18 protein-coding genes are annotated in these 19,630 nt (G+C 65.9%); 10 read left to right on the forward strand and 8 right to left on the reverse strand.

Annotated features, from left to right (window positions below; genetic code table 11):
- Position 1: 1 nt before the first annotated feature.
- The 5 genes from OG976_RS26570 to OG976_RS26590 all read right to left on the reverse strand — a co-directional run bounded on the left by OG976_RS26570 (position 2) and on the right by OG976_RS26590 (position 5,560).
- Complete coding sequence (locus OG976_RS26570; RefSeq protein ID WP_328356011.1) at positions 2 to 862, reverse strand: ABC transporter permease; 861 nt, start codon at positions 860 to 862, stop codon at positions 2 to 4.
- The gene (locus OG976_RS26575; RefSeq protein ID WP_328356014.1) at positions 859 to 1,734 is read right to left on the reverse strand and encodes an ABC transporter permease; all 876 of its coding nucleotides are present in this window, start codon (positions 1,732 to 1,734) and stop codon (positions 859 to 861) included. Before OG976_RS26575 ends, OG976_RS26570 begins: the two co-directional genes overlap by 4 nt.
- Before the next feature lie 4 nt (positions 1,735 to 1,738).
- Positions 1,739 to 2,926 (reverse strand): polyamine ABC transporter substrate-binding protein, encoded by a 1,188-nt coding sequence (locus tag OG976_RS26580; RefSeq protein ID WP_328356017.1) that lies wholly within the window; start codon positions 2,924 to 2,926, stop codon positions 1,739 to 1,741.
- A 70-nt stretch (positions 2,927 to 2,996) separates the two neighbouring features.
- On the reverse strand, positions 2,997 to 4,118 hold the full coding sequence (locus tag OG976_RS26585; protein ID WP_328356020.1) for an ABC transporter ATP-binding protein: 1,122 nt from the start codon (positions 4,116 to 4,118) through the stop codon (positions 2,997 to 2,999).
- A 287-nt stretch (positions 4,119 to 4,405) separates the two neighbouring features.
- The gene (locus OG976_RS26590; RefSeq protein WP_328356023.1) at positions 4,406 to 5,560 is read right to left on the reverse strand and encodes an acyl-CoA dehydrogenase family protein; all 1,155 of its coding nucleotides are present in this window, start codon (positions 5,558 to 5,560) and stop codon (positions 4,406 to 4,408) included.
- Between the two features lie 62 nt (positions 5,561 to 5,622).
- On the opposite strand from OG976_RS26590, the gene OG976_RS26595 reads away from it, so the two are divergent.
- Entirely contained in the window at positions 5,623 to 6,204 is a 582-nt protein-coding gene (locus OG976_RS26595; protein WP_328356026.1) for a TetR/AcrR family transcriptional regulator, read from the forward strand.
- Position 6,205: 1 nt separating this feature from the next.
- On the opposite strand, the gene OG976_RS26600 is transcribed toward OG976_RS26595, so the two are convergent.
- Positions 6,206 to 7,012 (reverse strand): SDR family NAD(P)-dependent oxidoreductase, encoded by an 807-nt coding sequence (locus OG976_RS26600; protein WP_328356029.1) that lies wholly within the window; start codon positions 7,010 to 7,012, stop codon positions 6,206 to 6,208.
- A 318-nt stretch (positions 7,013 to 7,330) separates the two neighbouring features.
- Between OG976_RS26600 and OG976_RS26605 the strand changes: the two genes are divergently transcribed.
- From OG976_RS26605 to OG976_RS26645, 9 genes are read left to right on the forward strand one after another with little or no spacing between them, the layout of a single operon-like run.
- On the forward strand, positions 7,331 to 8,140 hold the full coding sequence (locus OG976_RS26605) for an MlaE family ABC transporter permease (RefSeq protein ID WP_328356032.1): 810 nt from the start codon (positions 7,331 to 7,333) through the stop codon (positions 8,138 to 8,140).
- Positions 8,141 to 8,154: 14 nt separating this feature from the next.
- On the forward strand, positions 8,155 to 9,000 hold the full coding sequence (locus OG976_RS26610; RefSeq protein ID WP_328356035.1) for an MlaE family ABC transporter permease: 846 nt from the start codon (positions 8,155 to 8,157) through the stop codon (positions 8,998 to 9,000).
- 12 nt (positions 9,001 to 9,012) lie between these two features.
- Complete coding sequence (locus OG976_RS26615) at positions 9,013 to 10,200, forward strand: MCE family protein (RefSeq protein WP_328356038.1); 1,188 nt, start codon at positions 9,013 to 9,015, stop codon at positions 10,198 to 10,200.
- Positions 10,197 to 11,222, forward strand: a complete 1,026-nt coding sequence (locus OG976_RS26620) for an MCE family protein (protein ID WP_328356041.1) — start codon at positions 10,197 to 10,199, stop codon at positions 11,220 to 11,222. Before OG976_RS26615 ends, OG976_RS26620 begins: the two co-directional genes overlap by 4 nt.
- Positions 11,222 to 12,319 (forward strand): MCE family protein, encoded by a 1,098-nt coding sequence (locus OG976_RS26625; protein ID WP_328356044.1) that lies wholly within the window; start codon positions 11,222 to 11,224, stop codon positions 12,317 to 12,319. Before OG976_RS26620 ends, OG976_RS26625 begins: the two co-directional genes overlap by 1 nt.
- Positions 12,316 to 13,794: an MCE family protein gene (locus OG976_RS26630; protein ID WP_328356047.1), complete on the forward strand. Its 1,479-nt coding sequence runs from the start codon at positions 12,316 to 12,318 to the stop codon at positions 13,792 to 13,794. Before OG976_RS26625 ends, OG976_RS26630 begins: the two co-directional genes overlap by 4 nt.
- Positions 13,791 to 15,059: an MCE family protein gene (locus OG976_RS26635; RefSeq protein WP_328356049.1), complete on the forward strand. Its 1,269-nt coding sequence runs from the start codon at positions 13,791 to 13,793 to the stop codon at positions 15,057 to 15,059. Before OG976_RS26630 ends, OG976_RS26635 begins: the two co-directional genes overlap by 4 nt.
- Before the next feature lie 2 nt (positions 15,060 to 15,061).
- Complete coding sequence (locus tag OG976_RS26640; protein WP_328356052.1) at positions 15,062 to 16,642, forward strand: MlaD family protein; 1,581 nt, start codon at positions 15,062 to 15,064, stop codon at positions 16,640 to 16,642.
- 14 nt (positions 16,643 to 16,656) lie between these two features.
- Positions 16,657 to 17,172, forward strand: coding sequence for a hypothetical protein (locus tag OG976_RS26645; protein WP_328356055.1), 516 nt, complete (start codon positions 16,657 to 16,659; stop codon positions 17,170 to 17,172).
- Here OG976_RS26645 and OG976_RS26650 read toward each other — a convergent pair.
- Complete coding sequence (locus tag OG976_RS26650) at positions 17,159 to 18,709, reverse strand: FAD-binding protein (RefSeq protein WP_328356058.1); 1,551 nt, start codon at positions 18,707 to 18,709, stop codon at positions 17,159 to 17,161. The two genes, OG976_RS26645 and OG976_RS26650, sit on opposite strands and share 14 nt — an antisense overlap.
- 6 nt (positions 18,710 to 18,715) lie before the next feature.
- A complete protein-coding gene (gene bphC / locus OG976_RS26655) occupies positions 18,716 to 19,624 on the reverse strand; it encodes a biphenyl-2,3-diol 1,2-dioxygenase (RefSeq protein ID WP_328356061.1) in 909 nt (302 codons plus the stop codon).
- Between the last annotated feature and the right edge of the window lie 6 nt (positions 19,625 to 19,630).

The following is a 19,630-nucleotide window of genomic DNA, read 5'->3' on the forward strand; positions in this document are numbered from 1 at the left end:
CTCAGGCTCCGCGTTTACGCCGGTACAGCGTGCCGATGCCCAGCAGGAACAGGCTGATCACCAGGATGGCGGTGGCCAGGACGTTGATCTGAGGCGGCACAGCCGCTTTCACCGCCGCGTTGACGTACAGCGGGTAGGTCACCGTGGAGCCGCTGACGAAGTAGGTGATGATGAAGTCGTCGAGCGACAGCGCGAACGACAACATCGCGGCCGCGACGATGCCGGGCACGATCAGCGGCAAGGTGATCTTGAAGAACGTCCGCGTCGCGTTGGCGCCCAGGTCCAGCGATGCGTCCTCGAGCGTCCAGTCGAACCCGCGGATACGGGCCCGCACCGTCATCGCGATGAAGCTGATCTGAAAGGCGATGTGGGCGATGACGATCGTGGTGTAACCGGTGGCCCAGCCGATGTCGAGGAATAGCGTCAGCAGCGAGGCGCCCATCACCACCTCGGGTGAGGTCAGCGGCAGCACCAGGAAGGTGTCCACCGCCTTGCTGCCCCGGAACCGTTGGCGCACAAGGGCAACGGCGACCAGCGTGCCGAACACCAAGGCGATCAGGGTCGACACCGCGGCCACGTTGATGCTGAGTTTGAGGGCCTCGGTCAGTGCCGGGTACTTGAAGGGATTGGCCCAGTTGTCCCAGGTGAAGCCCTGCCAGGTGTAGTTGAACTTGCCTGCCGGCTTGTTGAACGAGAAGACGATGATCACCAGGATCGGCAGGAACAGGTAGAGCAACACCAGCCCGGCGACGATGCGCAGCGCCAGATCGCCCAGCTTGAACGTGCCGCGGAAGTTGCGGCCCGGCTTGGCCAGGCCACCGTGGTCGATCGTCTGGGCGATGGCCACCCCAGCCTCGGTCATACGAGATCCTCCGTACCCAGGGCCCGCGTGTAGAGCAGCACGCCGACCAGGATCAGCGCCATCAGCACGAAGCTCAGCGCGGCCGCGGCTGGATAGTCCTTGACCACCAGGAACTGGCGTTGGATGACGTTGCCGATCATCTTCGTCTGGGTGCTGCCCAGGTAGTCGGCGTTGATGAAGTCACCGACCGACGGGATGAACACCAGCATGCTGCCCGCCAGCACGCCCGGCATCGCCAGCGGCAGTATCACTTTGCCGAACATCCGGCGGTTGGTGCCGTACAGGTCGCGGGAGGCCTCCAGCAACCGGGGGTCGATCTTTTCCAGGCTGACGTAGAGCGGCAGGATCATGAAGATGACCCAGTTGTAGGTCAGGCCGCCGATCACCGCCCAACTCGTCGAGAGCAGTCGGCCATCGGGCGGCAGCAGCCCGATCGCGTTGAGCCCGCTGACCACCCAGCCGTCGTCGGCCAGGATGGTTTTCCAGGCCAGGGTGCGGATCAGGAACGTCACGAAGAACGGCAGGATCACCAGGCCCAGCAGCAGGTTCTTGTAGCGGCCCGCCTTGAAGGCGATCACGTAGGCCAGCGGGAAGGCCAGCAGAATGCACAGCACCGTGGCGGCCAGCGCGTAACCGAAGGAGCGCAGGATCTGCTCCTGGTAGGTGCTCAGCGCGTGGCCATAGTTGCTGAAGTTCCAGCCGAAGGTGAGCTTCGGCATGTACACCGAGCCGCCCATGGTGGACAGCGAGGTGCGGAACAACGAGATGAACGGCACCACATAGAAGATCCCGAGATACACGAGCGCGGGCAGGATCATCAAGTACGGAGCGAGCTTGCTCCGCTGCCGGTTGCTGCTGGCTACACCGGCCATGCCGTCAGCCGCCGGTGACTTCGGCGTAAGCCTTGTTGAACTCCGCGGTCTGCTCGTCGGTGAGCGCCGTCCACGACTTGAGCCTGTCCAAAACGTCCTTCGGCGGGTTGATCAACGGGTTGCTGGCCAGGCCCGGATCGATCTTGTTCAATTCATCGGTCATGTCCGAGAGCACCGGCACGTACTGCGTGTGGGCGATCAGCTTGGCGTAGTTCGCCCGGTCGTAGACGTAGTTGATCCACTCCTCGGCGGCCTTCTGGTTCTGCGTCGTATAGGGGATCACCTGTGTGTCGACGAACGTGGTGCCGCCCGACTCCGGAACGATGAACTTCAGGTCCGGGTTGTCCTTCTGCAGCTGGACCACGTCACCCGAATAGGCTTGGGCGATCACGACATTGCCCGCGGCGAGGTCGTCGGCGTAATCGTTGCCGGTGAACCGGCGGATCTGGCCCTTGTCTTTCTGTTCCTTGATCAGGTCGACGGCTTTCTGCACGCCTTCCATCGTGGGATCTTCGAGCGATCCGCCTTGGGAGATGATGATCATGCCGAGGCCGTCCTGCATGTCCGACAGCAGGCTGATCTTGCCCTTGAACGCCGGATCCCACAGGTCGTCGATCTTGGTGATGTCGCGACCGGTGGCGGCGCGGTTGTAGGCCAGCGCCGTCATACCGGACATGTACGGCGCACTGAACTTGCGGCCTGGGTCGGCCTTGGCGTCCAGGAGGTCGGGGCGCAGGTTCTTCTTGTTGGTCCAGCGGCTCTCGCTGATCGGGTTGAGCCAGCCAAGGCCGTTGAGCCGGGAGGCCATGAACTGCGTCGGCACCACCAGGTCGGCGCCGATGTCCTGCTTGCGCGACAGCGGCTCCTTGTTCTTGGCGAACCACTCCTCGTTGTCGTTGAAGTCCTCTTTGTAGTCGACGGTCAGACCGGTTGCGGTCTGGAACGCGGCGACAAACCCGTCGGCCATATACAGCGGCCAGTTCGAAATCCGCAGCTTGCCGGTGGCGGGCGAGCCGTCGTCCGACGGCGCCGCGGGACCGCTGGCCGCACCCGAGGAGTTGTCCGACTTGCTACACGCGGCGAGGAAGGACGGGCCCAAGACCAGAGCTGCCGCCGCGGCGGCGCCACCGCCGATGAACCGGCGGCGAGATGCGAGCTGGGCGATGAGCCGGGGGTCAATCTCTGTGGCCATGTGCCGTAATGCCTTTCGTGGGGAGCTGGTCGAGGGACGAAGCGCGCGGGATCGGGTCTGTTGAAAGGGTTTACGTGTTGTCGAGCATCTCTTCGAGGTCTTCGGTGGTCGGGATGTCGGCCGCCGGTAGCACCAGCGAGGCATCGGGTGACCAGCAGACGTAGACGTCGTCCCCGGGCCGCAACATCGGCAGGTTCTGCTCGGGCCCGACGTGGGCGACGATGGGGGAGCCGTCGTCGGCAGCAAGTGACAGGCGCAGGACCGGCCCCTGGAAGGTCAGGTCGACCACCTTGGCGGGCACCGCGGCGACATCACCGGTCAGCTGTTCCATGGCCACCCGCACGCGTTCGGGGCGAACCATCAGGGTGGCCTGGCCACCCGGCTCGATGTGGGTGTCGCCGGGCCTGGCGCGAAGCGTGCTGCCCAGCACATCGATCTCGACGTAGTCGCGGTTGGCGCGGCCGGTCTGGCGGCCGTGCCACAGGTTGGCCTGACCGATGAATCCGGCGACGAACACCGTGGCGGGCCGGTCGTAGATCTCGGTGGGGGTGCCGATCTGTTCGACCTTGCCCTGGTTCATGACCGCGATGCGGTCGCTCATGGTGAGCGCTTCCTCTTGGTCGTGCGTCACGTAGACGAACGTGATGCCGACCTCGCGCTGGATGCGCTTGAGTTCGAACTGCATGACGTGGCGCAGTTTGAGGTCCAGCGCGCCGAGGGGCTCGTCGAGCAGCAACGCGCTCGGATAGTTCACCAGCGCCCTGGCCAGTGCGACCCGCTGCTGCTGGCCACCGGAGAGCTGCGACGGTTTGCGCTGGGCGAAGTCGGTCAGCCGCACCACCTCGAGCAACTCATCGACGCTCTTCTTGACGGTGGCCTTGTCCTTCTTCTGGCTGCGCGGCCCGTAGGCGACGTTGTCCCACACGCTCATGTGCGGGAACAACGCATAGTGCTGGAAAACGGTGTTGACGTTGCGCTTGTTCGGTGGCGTCCGCGAGACGTCGACGCCTTCCAGGCGGATCGCGCCCTCGGTCGGGGTCTCAAAGCCCGCGATCATCCGCAACGTGGTGGTCTTGCCACAGCCCGACGGGCCCAGCATCGAGAAGAACTCGCCAGCCCCGATGGAGAAATCAGCGTCGTCCACGGCGACATAGTCGTCGAACCGTTTGACGACGTGATCGATCTCGATCACGGGTCTGCCGTCGGCTCGCTTGGATCCGGGTGCTCCGGTGGTCTGTTCGGTGGCGGTGGCGCCGGTATCGGTCAGGGCCCGTCCTCCTTCAATCCCGTCGGCCGACAGACATCATGATGCGTCGGCTCCCGGGCTAAACGATCGCGGATTTACGGGCTGCGCGCAACCGATTCCGCAACGAAGTTCGATTTTCTCGATGGAATCCCTCGTCAGCACCCCGGTGTCGGCGCGGCTTTCCGCGGAACGGCACCTATCCGACGGTGTCGATGGACGGATCCTAGCCCGGTTCAGACCGCTGCGAGCCCGCGTGCGATAACCAGTCGCTGGATCTGGTTGGTCCCCTCGAAGATCTGGGTGATCTTGGCTTCCCGCATATAGCGCTCCACCCGGTAGTCGCGGGTGTAGCCGACGCCCCCGAGGACCTGGACCGCATCGGTGGTGACCTTCATGGCGGCGTCGGTGGCGACCAGCTTGGCGATGCTCGCCGCTTGCGAGTAGGGCTGGCCGGCGTCGCGGCGCCGGGCGGCGTCGAGATAGGTGGCCCGGGCACTGGCCACGGCGGCGGCCATGTCGGCCAGCAGGAAGCCGAGGCCCTGATGGTCGATGATCTTGCGGCCGAACGTCGTTCGGTCGTTGGCGTAGGCGCAGGCTTCGTCGAGGGCGGCCTGCGCTATACCGACCGCGACGGCGGCGATACCGAGCCGGCCGGCATCCAGCGCGCTGAACGCGATCTGCAGACCCTGGCCCTCGGCGCCGATCCTGCGGTCCGCCCCGATCTCGGCGTTGTCATAGAACGCCGAGGTGGTGGGCACCGCGGCCAGCCCCATCTTCTCCTCGGGCTTGCCGAAGCTCAGACCCTGCTGGTCGGCGGGGACCAGGAAGCAGGAGATCCCTTTCGAGCCCTCTCCGGTGCGGGCGAACAGGTTGTAGAAGTCGGCGCGTCCGCCGTGGGTGATCCACGCCTTCGATCCGTTGATGACGTAGCCGGTCGTCGGCTCGGCGCCGACGGGCACCGCCGCACACCGCAGTGCGGCCGCGTCGGAACCGGCCTGCGGTTCGGACAGGCTGTACGCACCGATCTGATCGCCGGACAGCATTGCGGGCAGCCAGCGTTGTTTCTGCTCCTCGGTACCGAATGCCAGCAGCGGATTGCAGGACAGGCTGTGCACGCTGACCGCGACGGCCACGGCCGCCCAGCGCGCCGCGAGTTCCTCGAGCACCTGCAGATACACCTCGTAGGGCTGCCCGCCGCCGCCCCACTCCTCGGGCTGGGTGAGGCTCAACAGGCCAGCGGCCCCGAGTTGGGCGAACACGCCGTCCGGATAGGTCTCCGAGCGCTCGTGCTCGTCGACGATCGGGCTGAGGACTTTGTCGGCAATGTCGCGGGTGAGCGCGATGAGATCGGCGGCGTCCTGAGTCGGCAGGAGTCGGTCGACGGGCATGTGCGGCCTCTCTGTTAGTACCAGAAATAGTACTTTGTTATGACTTTCAGTACTATACGGTGATGGCCACCCGCCCGGACTTCGGCACCAAGCGCCGCAGCGAGCTGTTCGACGCTCTGTTGGGGCTGTTTCTCACCGAGGGGTTCGCCCACCTGACCCTCGACGACATCGCTGCACGCCTGCACTGCTCGAAGGGCACGCTGTACACCCTCGCCGGGAGTAAGGAACAACTGGTGCATGCGGTGACCGTGCACTTCTTCCGCCGGGCCACCGATGATGTGGAGAAGCGGGTTGCCGGGGTGGCGGGTGCACGCGACCGGATCACCGCCTATCTGACCGCGGTGGGGGCAGCCCTGGCGGAGGCCTCGGATCGGTTCATGGCCGACCTGGACGCGTTCGGACCGGCCCGTGCGGTGTACGAGCAGAACACCGCGATCGCCGCTCGCCGGGTGGGCGAGCTCATCGGCGACGGCGTCGCCGCGGGGGACTTCCGGGACGTGCACGCCGCCTTTGCCGCCGATCTGGCCACAGCTGCGATGGTGCGGATTCAGCAGGGGACGGTGCGTGCGGCAACCGGTCTGGACGACGCGGCGGCCTACCGGGAATTAGCCGCCATCCTGACTGCAGGCATCATCAGCGCCTGACTCACATATGGGCGCCGCCGTCGACGCGCACCTCGGTGCCCGAGACGAAGAAGGCGTCCGGGCTGCCGAGCATCGCGACCACCGCGGCCACCGCATCAGGATTGGCGAAGATCGCGCCGTCCGGCAACGGAAGCAGCGGGGCCACCCTGGCGAACAACTTGTAGTTGACGTCGTCCGGCAGGCCCGGGCCGACGCTCTGCTTGGACTCGCCGGTGCCGTCGGTCATCCCGGACGAGATCGAGCCCGGCTGCACCGAGTTGAACCGGATGCCGTCTTTGGCGAATTCGGCGGCGAGCGCATGGGTCATCGCCTGGACGCCACCCTTCGACGCGGCATAGGCCGACATATAGGGGTGGGCGAAGGCTGCCGAGGTCGAGCTGAAGTTGACCACCGCCGGTGCGACGCCGGCCCGCAGTGCCGGCAGCGCCTCCCGGGTGACCAGGAAAGTGCCGACCAGATTGACCCGCAGCACCTGCTCGAAATCGGCCAGCGAGGTCTGCTCGAAGTGGGCCGATCGCAGGATGCCGGCCACGTTGACCAGGGTGTCCAGGCCGCCGAGTGTGGCGATCGCGTCGCCGACGCCGGATCGGACCGAGTCCTCACTGCCCACATCGATCACGACTGTGGACAGCCGGGCGGCGAGGTCGCCGGCCTTGGCGGTGGTGTCCTTGAGGCCGGACTCGCTGATATCGGCGGCCATCACCCGGCCGCCCTCGTCGAGGATGCGCAGGACGACCGCCTGGCCGATGCCCGACCCGCCACCGGTGACGAGAACACGGCGGTCGGTGTAACGCTGACTGCTGGCCATGGCGAACTGCTCCTATTTTCCGGGTCGATAGGCGAAGGCGCTCGATCATTGTGGGACAGCTTCGGGCCCAGGTGAGGGCGATCCCACTGGGTGGGAGCGCACTGTCATCGGACCCTGTTTCTGGGGTCCACTGGCCCACCGTGGCAACCCATCCGGCATCGCGACCCGCCCATGATCTCGATTCGCGGGAACTGCTTCCAGACGAGCGATAAGTGCACTACTCTGCCAACACGCCACTGCAACACGTTCCAGTTTTATTGACGCACACGAGCATTGCCGTAGTTCTTCCGGCATGACGATGGAGGCTCTGAACACGCAATGACTAACCGCACAGCAGATCGGTGGTCGCCGGGGATCGCTATTCGTAGTGGTGTGTCTGGGCCGATGCAGGCTATTGGTGGGTTGTTTGCGATGTCGGCTGATGCGGTGCGGTTTATTTTCCGGAAGCCGTTTCAGTGGCGGGAGTTTTTGGAGCAGGCGTGGTTTGTGGCGCGGGTGTCGTTGGCGCCGACGTTGTTGGTGGCGATTCCGTTCACGGTGTTGGTGAGTTTCACGCTCAATATCTTGTTGCGGGAGTTGGGCGCGGCGGATCTGTCGGGGGCTGGTGCGGCCTTTGGTGCGGTGACGCAGGTGGGTCCGTTGGTGACGGTGTTGATCGTGGCCGGTGCTGGCGCGACGGCGATGTGTGCGGATTTGGGGTCGCGCACGATTCGTGAGGAGATCGACGCGATGGAGGTGCTGGGGATCAACCCGGTGCAGCGTCTGGTCACGCCGCGGATGTTGGCGTCGGGGTTGGTGGCGTTGTTGCTCAACTCGTTGGTGGTGATCATCGGGATCTTGGGTGGCTATGTGTTTTCGGTGTTCGTTCAGGATGTGAATCCGGGGGCGTTCGCGGCGGGGATCACGTTGTTGACCGGGGTGCCGGAGGTGATCATCTCGTGTGTCAAGGCGGCGTTGTTCGGGTTGATCGCGGGGTTGGTGGCTTGTTATCGGGGGTTGACGATTTCCGGTGGGGGTGCCAAGGCGGTGGGTAATGCGGTCAATGAGACGGTGGTGTACGCGTTCATGGCGTTGTTCGTGGTCAACGTGGTCGTCACGGCCATCGGTATCCGAATGACCAGCCGGTAGAGGAACGCGCAACCATGGCATTCCCGGCGGTCTATCCGCGCGTGACCCGTCAACTCAAGCGCCCCATCGGCGTTCTGGGCCGTATCGGCGACCAAACTTTGTTCTACGCAAGGGCATTGGCGGGCATGCCGTTCGCCACAGTGCACTTCCGCAAGGAGATCATTCGGTTGATCGCCGAGATCTCGATGGGTGCCGGGACGCTGGCGATGATCGGCGGCACAGTGGTCATCGTCGGGTTCTTGACGTTGGCGGCCGGCGGGACGCTGGCGGTGCAGGGCTATTCGTCGTTGGGCAACATCGGGATCGAGGCGCTGACCGGCTTTTTGGCGGCGTTCATCAATGTCCGGATCTCGGCGCCGGTGGTGGCCGGGATCGGCTTGGCGGCCACCTTCGGCGCGGGCGTCACGGCTCAGCTCGGGGCGATGCGGATCAACGAGGAGATCGACGCGCTGGAGTCGATGGGCATTCGGCCGGTGGAGTATCTGGTCTCCACACGCATCGTGGCCGGGATGATCGCGATCACGCCGCTGTACTCGATCGCGGTGATCTTGAGCTTTCTGGCCTCGCAGTTCACCACAGTGGTGTTGTTCGGTCAGTCCAGTGGACTCTATGAGCACTACTTCACCACGTTCCTCAATCCGATCGACTTGTTGTGGTCGTTCCTGCAGGCGGTGTTGATGGCGATCACAATCCTGTTGATCCACACCTATTTCGGCTATTTCGCCACCGGCGGACCGTCCGGGGTGGGAGTGGCCGTCGGTGATGCGGTGCGGACCTCGCTGATCGTCGTGGTCTCGGTGACCCTGCTGGTCTCGCTGGCCATCTACGGATCCAACGGCAACTTCAACCTGTCCGGATAGGCGAGGAACCCGATGAAATCAGGTATCGCGCGCCCGCTGGCGGGCTTGGCGACGGTGATCGCCCTCGCCGTGATCGTCGCCGTCGCGGTCGGGCTGTTCAACGACAGCTTCACCAAAACCGTTCCGGTGACGGTGATCTCGGATCGTGCCGGGCTGGTGATGAATCCCGAGGCCAAGGTTAAGATCAACGGCGCCCAGGTCGGCAAGGTCGCCTCCATCGACTCTCTGCCGGACGGTCGGGCCGCCCTGCACCTGGCGATCGACCCCAAGATGGTCGACGTCATCCCGGCCAACGTCGGCGCCGACATCACCTCCTCGACGGTGTTCGGGTCGAAGTTCGTCGAACTGGTCGCGCCGGCCGATCCCTCGGCGCACTCCCTGCGCGCCGATCAGGTGATCCAGGGCAATCACGTCACCGTCGAGATCAACACCGTGTTCCAGCAACTGGTCTCGGTGCTCTCCGAGATCGAGCCGGCCAAGCTCAACCAGACCCTCGGCGCACTGGCCAAGGGCTTCAACGGCCGCGGACAGAAGTTCGGTCAGTCCCTCGTCGACCTCGACTCCGCGCTGGCCAAGCTGAACCCGAGCCTGGACACCCTCAACCACGAGATCGCGATCGCGCCACCGGTGTTCGACGCCTACGCCGCGGCATCGTCTGATCTGGTCACGACAGTGGACAACGCCAGCAAGATCAGCGACACCATCGTCGACCAGGCCGACAACCTCGACGCCCTGCTGGTCAGCGCCATCGGCCTGGCTGACGTCGGCACCGAGGTGCTGTCGACGAACCGGCAGCCGCTCACCGACGTGCTGCACCTGCTGGTACCGACCACCGACCTGCTCAACCAGTACCACGCGGCGCTCAACTGCGGCATCGCCGGTTTGGTTCCGCTGGCCACCGGCCCGGGCACGCCCCTGCCCGGCGTCACGCTGCTGCAGTCGTTCTTCCTCGGCCGTGAGCGCTACCGCTATCCGCAGGACCTGCCGAAGGTCGCCGCCAAGGGCGGGCCGCAGTGCACCGACCTGCCCAAGGTTCCGTATGAGACGAGCGCCCCGTTCGTGGTCGCCGACATCGGAACCAACCAGGCGCAGTACGGCAACCAGGGCATCCTGCTGAACTCGGACGCGCTCAAGCAGGCTCTGTTCGGACCGATCGACGGGCCGCCCCGCAACACCGCACAGATTGGACAGCCCGGATGACCGCGCTGTGGAAGACCGTCGTCAAGGTCGGCATCTTCGGGGTGGTGATGTTGCTGCTGACCGGAGCCCTGTTCGCGATCTTCGGCCAGTACCGGTCGGGCTCGGACAACAGCTACTCGGCGGAGTTCGCCGATGCGTCCAGCCTCAAGTCCGGGGATTCGGTGCGCGTCGCAGGCGTTCGCGTCGGCACTGTCACAGACGTCGCCCTGCAGCCGGACAACAACGTCATCGTCGATTTCGACGCCGACCAGAAGATCGTGCTGACCGCGGGAACCAAAGCCGTCGTGCGGTATCTGAACCTGGTCGGTGACCGCTATCTGGAATTGGTCGACAGCCCCGGCTCGGGCAAGATCCAGCCCGCCGGCTCGCGGATCCCGATGGACCGCACCGAGCCCGCCCTGGATCTCGACCTGTTGCTCGGTGGGCTCAAACCCGTTGTCCAGGGCCTCAACCCGCAGGACGTCAATGCGTTGACGAATTCGTTGATCCAGGTCCTGCAGGGCCAGGAGGGCAACATCGAGTCGCTGTTCTCCAAGACCTCGTCGTTCTCCACCGCGCTGGCCGACAACGGCCAGACGGTGCAGCAGCTGATCGACAACCTGAACACCGTGGTCGCCACGATCTCCAAGGACGGCGACAAGTTCTCCGGTGCTGTCGACAAACTGGAGAAGCTGGTCACCGGGCTGGCCGCCGACAAGGACCCGATCGGTGAGGCGGTCACCGCACTGGACAACGGCACCGCGTCGCTGACCGACCTACTCGGACAGTCGCGCGCACCGCTCGCCGGGACCATCGACCAGCTCGGCCGGCTCGCGCCGCTGCTGGACCAGGACAAGGAGCTGCTGGACATCTCAATCCAGAAGGCGCCCAAGAACTACCGCAAACTGGTGCGGCTCGGCGCCTACGGCAGCTTCCTCAACCAGTACCTGTGCGGGCTGTCGTTCCGGGTCAGTGACCTGCAGGGCCGCACCGCGTACTTCCCCTGGATCATGCAACACAGCGGAAGGTGTGGGGAGCCCTGATGCTCAAATACCGCGGTTCCTCTCTCATCAGATCGGGCTTCATCGGCCTGATGCTGATCGTGCTCGTCATCAGCGTCGGTCTGGCACCCGAACGCATCCTGACGTGGGCGACATCGGTCAAGCATCAAGCCGTGTTCACCGAAGCCGGCGGCCTGCAGTCCGGCAACGACGTCAAGGTGTCCGGTGTCAAGGTGGGCACCGTCTCCGACGTCGCGCTCCAGCGCGGCAAGGCGCTGGTGACCTTCATGGTGAAGGGCAGCGTCCGGCTGGGTTCGGACACCACCGCCCACATCCGCACCGGCACTCTGCTCGGCCAGCGGATCCTGACGCTGGAGTCCGACGGCAAGGGCGCGTTGAAGTCCTCGGACGTGATCCCGGTATCGCGCACCGGGGCGCCGTACTCGCTGTCCGATTCGCTGTCGGAATTCACCGCGAACACCGCCGACACCGACACCGCCGCGCTCAACCAGTCGCTGAACACACTGTCGGACACCCTTGACCGGGTGTCGCCCCAGATCGGGCCGACGTTCGACGGGCTGAGCAGGTTGTCCCGAATGATCAACGAGCGCGACGAATCCCTCGCCAACCTGCTCAAGAGCGCGGCGAACGTCACCGGCATCCTGGGGGAGCGCAGCCAGCAGGTGAACACGTTGCTGCTCAACGCCAATGACCTCGTCGGCGTTCTGCAGGAACGCCGCTACGCGGTCGTGAATCTGCTGGCCAACACCTCGGCTCTGTCGAAGCAACTCACCGGCATCGTCGCCGACAACGAGAAGGAGCTGGCGCCCGCCTTGGAGAAGCTGAACTCGGTGACCGCGATGTTGGAGAAGAACAACGACAACATCACCGCCGCGATGAAGGGTCTGGCCAAATACCAGATCACTCAGGCCGAGGCGGTCAACAGCGGGTTCCTCTACAACGCGTTCGTCGCCAACCTCAGCCCAGCGCAGACGTTGCAGCCGTTCTTCGACTATGCGCTCGGGTTCCGCCGCGGCATCGACGCCGGCCAGCCGCCGGACAACGCCGGCCCGCGCGCCGAGATTCCGTTCCCGTACAACGGGATTCCGCAGCCCAATGAGCGATGGGGGCAGCCATGACCCGCAAGCGGCTCACCGCCATCGCCGCCGTGATCCTGGCCCTGCTGGTGGCCGGCGGCGTCGGCCTGCTGGTTCGGCAGGCGTTCTTCAAGCCGACGACCATCACGGCGTACTTCACCAGTGCCACCGCGATCTACCCCGGCGACGAGGTCCGGGTGGCCGGCGTGAAGGTCGGCACCATCAAGGACATCCAGGCCCAGGGCACCAAGGCCAAGATGACGCTGGCCGTCGACCGCAACGTGCCGATCCCGGCCAACGCCGAGGCCGTCATCGTCTCGCAGAACCTGGTCGGGGCGCGCTACGTACAGCTCACACCGCCGTATGAGGACAGCGGTCCGAAGCTGTCCAACGGTGCGGTGATCGGTCTCGACCGCACTGCGGTGCCGGTCGAGTGGGATGAGGTCAAAGCCCAGTTGACGCGCCTGGCAACCGATTTGGGCCCGAAGGATGCCGAGTCGACCACCGCGGTCAGCCGCTTCATCGACAGCGCGGCCAATGCGCTCGACGGCAATGGCCAGAAGCTGCACGACACCATCGCCGAGTTGTCCGGTGTCAGCCGGGTGCTCGCCGACGGCAGCGGCAACATCGTCGACACCATCAAGAACCTGCAGACCTTCGTGACCGCCCTGCGCGACAGCAATGTCCAGATCGTCCAGTTCCAGGACCGGCTGGCAAGTCTGACCAGCGTCGTCGACGGCAGCAGGTCCGACCTGGATGCCGCGCTGACCAATCTGTCCAGCGCCGTGGTCGACGTCCGGCGCTTCATCGCGGGCAGCCGCAACCAGACCACCGAGCAGATCCAGCGGCTGTCCAGCGTGACGCAGAACCTCGCCGACAACCAGTTGGTGCTGAAGAACCTGCTGCACGTGGCGCCGAACGCGATCGGCAACGCCTACAACATCTACAACCCCGACACCCAGAGCGCGCTGGGCGGTTTCGCGTTGGCGAACTTCTCCAACCCGGTCAGCGTGGTCTGCACGGCGATCGCGGCGATTCAGAACGCCACGGCGGCCGAGACCTCGAAGGTGTGTGCCCAGTACCTGGGCCCGGCGCTTCGGTTGCTCAACTTCAACTACCTGCCACTGCCGTTCAACAGCTACCTCGGCAAGTCGCCGAGCCCGGAGAACCTGATCTACACGGATCCGGCGATCGCACCGGGTGGGTCGCGGTATGCCCCACCGGCGGAGATCCCGCCGACGGTGTCGGCATACACCGGCTACAACGGCGACGTGCCCGGCCCGGCCGGCTGGGGCGTTCCCCCCGCGGATCCCAACTTCAGCGGCGCCTATGCCCCCAATGGTCTGCCCGCCGACCCGTCGCCGGCGCTGTACCCGGGTGCTCCGGTTCCGCCGGGGGTCCCGGCCGCGGTCACCGGCCCTGCCGCGCCGCCGCCGTCGAGCGTCGAAGGCATGCTGCTGCCTGCCGAATCTGCACCCCCGGCAGCGCAGCCCGTCGAAGGGACACCGCCATCATGACCCGTCGTGACTCGGTGCGCCGGGTGGCGGTGATCGCCTCCTGTATCGCGATCAGCACCAGCGGCTGCGCGTTCGGCGGCCTCAATTCACTGCCACTGCCCGGAACGGTCGGCCACAGTGACGGGTCCAAGACCTACCACGTCGAGCTCGCCAATATCGGCCAGCTCGAGTCGAATTCGCCTGTCCTGGTCGGTGACGTGGTGGTGGGCAGCGTCGGAAAGATGACGGTGTCCGACTGGCACGCCGATGTCGAGGTCTCGGTGAAGCCGGGGATCGTGATCCCGGCGAACGCCGTGGCGACGGTGGGTCAGACCAGCCTGCTGGGCTCGATGCATCTGGCCCTCAATCCGCCGCTGGGTCAGGCACCCAGCGGGGTGCTGGCGCCCGGTGCCACCCTGGGTCTGAACCAGTCCTCGACATACCCGTCGACCGAGCAGACGTTGTCGGCGCTGTCCGTGGTGGTCAACGGCGGCGGCCTCGGCCAGATCGGTGACATCGTCCGGGAGTTCAGCGCTGCGCTCGGCGGCCGCGAGGACAAGATCAGGGATCTGCTGACCCAGCTGAACGATTTCGTCGGCCTGCTCTCCGAACAGCGCGACAACATCAATGCGGCTGTCACCTCGTTGAACAACCTGGCCGGTACGTTCGCGGGTCAGCGTGAGGTGCTCACCAACGCGCTGAACAGGATTCCGCCTGCGCTCGACGTTCTGGTCAACGAGCGGCCGCGGATCACCACCGCGCTCGAGAAGTTGCGCGACTTCTCCAACCTGGCAACGGGTTTGGTCAACGACGCCGGTGCAGATCTGGTGCGAAACCTGCAGAACCTGGAGCCGACGTTGAAGGCGCTTGCCGATGTGGGGCCCAAGCTCGATACCGCCCTGGCCTACTTCCCGACGTTCCCGTACACGCAGAGCTTCGTGGACCGCGCGATCCGCGGCGACTACATGAACCAGTTCATCATCTTCGACTTCACCGTGCCCCGGCTCAAGCGCGGCCTGTTCCTGGGCACGCGATGGGGTGACGAGAACGCGAAACTGGTTCCCGCCCCTGGTGACCCGTGGTACGCGACCTACACCTACGACCCCCTGCAGGCGCCGCTGACGCCGACACCTGCGCAGGTTGCCGACATCCCGCCATTGGTCGACCCGGCACCGGTGTCGCAGTCGGCGCTGAGCGTCGACGTGCCTGCGGCGCACGGCACGGTAGCCGGCCCGCTGCCCGGACCGGCTCCGGATCCGGTGCCGCAGGACGGAGGTGGCAACTAACCATGCTGACGCGCTTCGTTCGCAACCAGCTGATCATCTTCACGATCGCCTCGATCGTGGGGATCGGGGTCATGGTGATGACCTACATGCAGGCACCGACACTGCTCGGTATCGGCAGGATGACCGTCAAGCTCGAGCTGCCCACAACCGGCGGGCTCTACCAGTTCTCGAATGTCACCTATCGTGGCGTTCAGCTCGGCAAGGTCACCGAAGTGCGGCCCACCAAGACCGGTGCGGAGGCCACTCTGTCGCTGGACACCTCCCCGAAGGTGCCTGCCGATCTGCAGGCCAGGGTGCTTAGCGTCTCGGCGGTCGGCGAGCAGTACGTCGACCTGGTGCCGCGTACCGACTCCGGGCCGTATCTGGAGAACGGCTCGGTGATCGCCGTCAAGAACACCACCGTCCCGCAAGCGGTCGGGCCGATGCTCGATCAGGTGAGCTCACTGCTCAACAGCATTCCCAAGGACCGGATTCCGGCCCTGCTGCAGGAGTCGTTCAAGGCCCTCAACGGCACCGCGGACAACCTGAGTACCTTGGCCGATTCGGCCTCCCGGCTCGCCGCCGACTTCAACACATCCGGCGATCAGACCCGGACTCTGATCGAGGACAGCCGTCCGCTGCTCGACGGCCAGCTGGCCTCCACGGACTCGATCCGGACCTGGGCCCGCAGCCTGGCCGGGATCAGCGGTCAGTTGGTGACCGACGATCCGCAATGGCGTGCCATCCTGCAGAACGGACCTCCTGCGTTCGATGAGGCCTCAGCGCTGCTGAATCAGGTCAAGCCCACTCTGCCGGTGTTGCTGGCCAATCTGACCACCGTGGGGCAGGTGGCCGTGACCTACCATTCGTCACTCGAGCAGCTGCTCGTGCTGCTGCCGCCCTATATCGCCTCCCTGCAGTCCATCGGCCCGTTGAACAACCCGACGGGAATGGCCAAGGGCGACTTCACCGTCGGCATCAGCGACCCGCCGGCGTGCACCGTCGGCTTCCTGCCGCCGTCCTCGTGGCGCTCCCCGGCCGACCTGTCCGATATCGACACCCCGGACGGGCTGTACTGCAAGCTGCCGCAGGATTCGCCGATCGCCGTCCGCGGTGCGCGCAACTACCCGTGCCAGGCGGAGCCGGGTAAGCGGGCACCGACAGCCGAGTTGTGCGAGAGCGACAAGCCGTTCGAGCCGCTGGCCATGCGTCAGCATGCGACCGGTCCGTACCCCTTCGACCCGAACCTGGTGTCGCAGGGTATTCCGCCGGACGACCGGGTGACGTTGAACGACAACATCTACGGTCCGCTGCAGGGCACCCCGCGCCCGGCAGGAGCTGCTCCGGCGGCTCCACCACCGCCCGCTCCGGCACAGGCTCCGGCTCCCGCGCCGGGGATTCCCGATCCGGCGCCGATCGACACCGGTGGTGGGGTGGCGCCGAGTGCGTACACCGGCGGGGCCTCCGGCCCGTCCGTCGCGATCGCCACCTACGACCCGGCCACCGGCCAGTACGCCACCCCGGACGGCAACGTCTTCCGGCAGTCGGATCTGGTCACGCCGGGCGCGGAGCGGTCGTGGAAAGACCTGTTGCCCACCACATGAGAGGAGACGTGAGCATGCGTACGTCACCGACGCTGATAGCCGCAGCGGTGCTGACCGCCGCGGTGGTGGGCAGTGTGCTGAACCCGGCCTCGGCCTCCGCCTCGGACCGCTGGGCGCTCAACGGGACGTTCGTCGCGACGTCCAATGGTGAATGGGCCACCAACAACGACGTGTTCCACAACGAGAAGAGCGTCCGCAGTATCTGGACCATCTCGTCGCAGTGCAGCTATCCGACCGAGTGCACCGGGACGGTGTCCAGCGACTGGGGCTGGACGGCGCCGATCTACCAGACCGGCGGCGAGTGGTACGTCAAGCGGATCATCCCGGACTGGATGCCCTGCTACGACGGCTCGACCGCGCCGGGCCAGCAGATCTACCGGTTCCACGGGATCTCCGCGGACGGCACGACCTCCGATGCCAGCTCGGGCATCTGGGCGGGGGAGGACGGCACTACCGGTGTCGCCGGCGCTTGCGGGCGTGGCGGCAACCTCTACATCAGCATGCCGTTCAAGTTAGTCAAGCAGAGCTGACCGGCACGCCGGCCATGTCCAGCGCGGCCACGTGGCTGAACAACATCGATGCTCCGATCGGGTTCCCGCCGCCGGGATAGGTGGTGCCGCTGACCGCTGCCATGGTGTTGCCGGCGGCATAGAGCCCGGCGATCGGCACGCCGTCGTGGTCGAGCACCCGGGCATGGGCATCTGTCCGCAAACCGCCCTTGGTGCCCAGGTCGGACAGCCCGAAGGCCGCCGCATGAAACGGTGGCTCCACGATGGGCACCAGCGGTGAGCGTCCCTCCGAGAATGCCCTGTCGTAGGCCTCGTCACCGCGTCCGAAGTCGGTGTCGGCGCCGTTGGCGACCATCTCGTTGAAGCGTGCGACCGTCTGCTCGAGTGCCTCGGCGGGTACGCCGATCACGTCGGCCAGCTCAGCCAGAGTCGCTGCGGTGCGCCACAATCCGGCGTCCTTGTAGCGTTCGGTCTCCACCATCGAGACATTGGTGGCCTTGACCGGGGGAACCTCACCCTCGCGGCCGTCGTAGATCATCCACAGCGGCATACTCAGCCCGCCCGCCTGCATCTCGCCGATGATCTCCCGGCCGATGCGGTCATAGGCGGCCGATTCGTTGACGAAGCGCTGCCCGGCGTCGTTGACGAAGATCCCGCCGGTGAACCACAACGCGAATGCGGACCGTCCGTCGGGATGCGTGAGGCCGGGGGACCACCACGCCTGGTCCATCAGGTCGAGGCTCGCGCCGGCCCGAATCGCCGCCTGCAGGGCCGCGCCGGTGTTGCCCGGGCAGCCCATCGAGTCCATCGGGTCACCGGGCACCCCGTAGGCCTGACGCAGCTCGGGGTTGTGCTCGAATCCGCCGGCCGCCAGCAGTACGCCGCGGCGTGCGCCGATCCGCACCCGCTCGCCATCGCGACGGACCACCGCGCCGACCACCCGGCCTTCGTCGGTGATCAGGTCCACCAGTTCGGTGTTGCGGTGCAGTGTGGCGTTCTGAAAACCGCTGAGCGCGGCCAGGAATCGGCCGATGAGGGCCCGGCCACCGAACAGTTTGCCCGGTGCCGGGGCGCCGAGGCGTTCGGTGTCCAGGGGGCCGCCAACCGAACCTGCGTACGGCCCGAGCTTCTCGTCGCGGACCGGGACGGCGACGATGTGGCGCAACCCGTCGGTGCGGGCGTCGGGGGCGTTGCCGAAGTAGTCCGGCCAGGGAAGCACGGTGAACGAGAAGTTCTCGTCGGCCTCCAGGTATTCGATGAGTGCGCTACCACCGCGGACATAGGCGTCCTGCAGGTCCTGCGGAGTGCGGTCCCCGACAACGGCATGGAAGTAGTTCAGCGCCCGTTCGATCGTGTCATCGCTTCCCGCGCGCCGGAGCACCGGATTGCACGGAAACCACATACCACCGCCACCCGAGTACGCCGTCGTTCCGCCGAACTTGTCGGTCGCTTCCACGAGAACGACCGAAAGGCCCTCTCGGGCGGCGGTATAGGCCCCAGTGATGCCGCCACCGGATCCGGCGACGACGACATCGACTGTTTCATCGAAATCGGGCATGTCAGTTCAGGGCCGCATGGCAGCGGGTAGATCGCTTACCCACTGATGTCCCCAGTAGCTGTCGGCGGTGATCTCCTCTGCGGTGTAGTGACTTTCGTCGACGCGCAGACCACCGGTGCCGAATTCGAGGTCCCAGTCGCCGGGCGCGCGCACATAGAACGACACCATCTTGTCGTTGGTGTGCCTGCCCAGGGTCGAGGACAGCTGGAACCCCTCCTTGCTGACCCGGTCGAGGGCCGCACCGACGGCGTCGAGGCTGTCGACTTCGACCATCATGTGGATCAGGCCCGGGTCGCGCAATGTCGTCGCCGGTGCGATCGCCAGGCTGTGGTGGCGTTCGTTGACCCCGAGGAAGCGGATCCGGATCGGTCCGAACTCCTTCGGCAGCGGCACCCGGAACGCGCCGCGGGACAGGAAACCCAATGTCTCGGTGTAGAACTCGAACAGGGCGGGGGCATCAAGGGCGGGCAGTACCACGTGGCCCAGGCCCTGGTCACCGGTGACGAACCGGGCGCCGAAAGGTGTCACGACCGGGCTGTGGTCGAGGACTGCGCCGTGGAACACCTCCAGCGTGTTGCCCGCCGGATCATCGAAGGTGATGACCTCCTCCACCCGGCGGTCGTCGGCCTCGGCCTGGGAGAGCTGCTTGTACGGCACGCCTGCCGCGTCGAGGGTCTGCCTGACCCGTTCGAGTCCGATCCGGTCGCGAACTTCCCAGCCGGCGGCCACGATTCGGTCGCCGTCACCGGGAGTGACGATGATCCGCGCTGCCCGCTCGTCCATCCGCAGATACAGCGAATCGGGGTCGGGACCCTTACCCTCGGCGAAACCGAGCAGCCCGAAAGCGAATTGGCGCCACCGCTCGATATCGGCGGTCTGGATCGTGACGTAGCCGAGGCTGGAGAACACACTCATCGCGGC

Origin of the sequence: Mycobacterium sp. NBC_00419 (genome assembly GCF_036023875.1) — a bacterium.
Taxonomy (GTDB): domain Bacteria; phylum Actinomycetota; class Actinomycetes; order Mycobacteriales; family Mycobacteriaceae; genus Mycobacterium.